Here is a 2,298-nt window from a genome sequence, read left to right on the forward strand (position 1 = left end):
GGGTGTTGGAGCCGATACAAAATCAACCAGTACGACGCTTATTTCAGTCGGGGATGGAACGGAAATTACCCTAGGCGAAAACGGCGGTACCGGTACATTAAATGCCAAAGCCGAGCATATTACGAAATTTGACGCAAAAATCACGGCGGCTTCAGGCGGCTTGTTGTCGGGGTCTGGTGCTGAGGTGGATCATGATGTCACGGCTGATGTCATCGTCAAACTTGGTGACGGCAGTGATGACTCTGATGCACTCGTGGTGAATGCAGCAGACATCAATGTTGATGCCATAAATAGAGCATGGAAGAACCAAAATGGGGAAATTGATGCCGTTGCCGCAGGTTTAGCCAGTGCTGCGGGTGCCGACAGCAGGACCGTCCTTGATATGGAAACCGCTATTGAGGTTGGAAACCATGCATCACTAACAGCATGGGGGACACAAAATGATGATGGTATTTCCCTAAATGCGCTGAATGATCTCGATATTACCGACAAAGTCACTCTCAACGCGACGGGCGCTCTTGCGGCAACAGGTGCCACTGTGAACATTTCCGACGACCAATTGCTCGCGACAGTACGTGTAGGTCAAAATGCAACGTTAGTCAGTGAAGGCGATATTCAAATATCGGCTCGTGGACAGGGCACCGTGATCAGCTCGGTAGAATCAGATTCTGCAGGCGCGATTTCCGTCACTGTGACAGACGCTGAGTCGAACATTACTCCAGTCAACAGTATCCTAATCGATATGGGTGCAGAACTGACGGCTTATGGAAACGTCAATATTTCTGCGGGTACCGATACCGAATTTAACCGTGATGATTACAAAGTACATGCGTTAGTCGATAGCTTTGCAGCAAGTGTTGTTCCTGTCGATGATGCCAATGCATTAGCCAAACTTACCCAAACCAATACGATCACTATTGCTTCCGGTGCGCACGTTAAAACCGCTCGTCAGATGAACCTCCATGCAGAGCGCTTTGGTTTCGCCGATATGGATGCACAAACTAAAACCGTCAACTGGGCTTCTGCCCTGGGGGGAACCGCTGACCTTGGGGGCGATGTGATTACGGGCGCGATCGGTTTTGTTCGTAATGCAGGGATTCTTGAAACCGGCATTCGCCGTCATCAGGCTATTGAAATTACCAGTTTGAATGATGATGGGTCGGTTAATCAATTCACCAAAACCGAAGGCATCACCTTCAGTGAATCTATTTCGTCTTTGAGTACCGAACTGTTTGATGATTTAGAATATGCAGAAGAACAACTGAGCATCTTTAACGACGGCAATGCAGCTGATACCAACATAGAGAAATTCTATAAATCGGAAATTTCGAGAATTCAGGCATTGTTATTAGAAGAGGGCCTGCTTGAGGAAGTAAAAGCGGGCGTGTTTGTGCCGAATCAGGTTAAGACGCCTGTGATTACTATTAATGATATCTACGCGGAAGCGGGAAGAATTGATATTCGTTCCGGCGGCTATGAAGAACTAGGGAGTGTTGTTGCCCCGGGAGATGCTTCTGTCGATATTTTGAACCACACCACAGCGTCGCTAGTTATTAAGGCGATTACGATCCCCCAAGAAAACGGTGGCGTCTATCTTAACGGTGAACGACAGGATACGGATGTCGACTACGATCCACTCATCAGTATTGTCAATGATGTCGATATTGACTTGGCTCGTGCCGAATTAGCCCTGCGCTTCCCTGACAATAACACGGTGATCACTTGGCCTTCTATTAGTGTGATAGGTGCTATCTCGAATGTTTCCGGGGGGGTAGTTATAGGCAGCTTAAGTGGCAGTATCAATGGCCAACTCCCACTTGACCAAAAAGAGCGAGAAGATAAAGGGATTACCATAGGTAAGGGCGATATCAGTATTAATGCTGATATTGAATCTAAAGATATTGCGTTAGTCACGGGCGGTTCTACCGTCATTAGTCTTCCGCCGGGGTCATCTTATTCTGTTGCGGGTTCTGAATACGCCAAATGGAATTCAACCACCAGCACCAACGGCATAGACAAGGTCGAGAATGCTGGTGACTTGATTGATCGAAACGTTGGCGGCCCACACATCTATGCCGATAAAATCTCGATTACCGCTGAATACATTAATATCAATGGTAAAATTCAAAGTGGTAAAGAGACCTTTAAACTGAACATTGATGAAGCGTTAGAAGACACCATCGATAATTTAAAAGCGTCAGGGGCGACTGGCCTAATACGATTAAATGTTAACAGTGAAGATTTTTCTGTATTTTACGATGCAACCAATGATCAAATTGTGGTCGGTGATATGCGTGT

1 protein-coding gene is annotated in these 2,298 nt (G+C 46.6%); it reads left to right on the forward strand.

Annotation, left to right across the window (positions count from 1 at the left end; translation table 11 throughout):
* Positions 1-2,298: hypothetical protein (locus ACP45E_RS09240; protein ID WP_198927703.1), on the forward strand; the 2,298-nt coding region annotated here is incomplete at both ends.

This window comes from Vibrio genomosp. F10 str. 9ZD137 (genome assembly GCF_049974785.1).
Classification (GTDB): domain Bacteria; phylum Pseudomonadota; class Gammaproteobacteria; order Enterobacterales; family Vibrionaceae; genus Vibrio.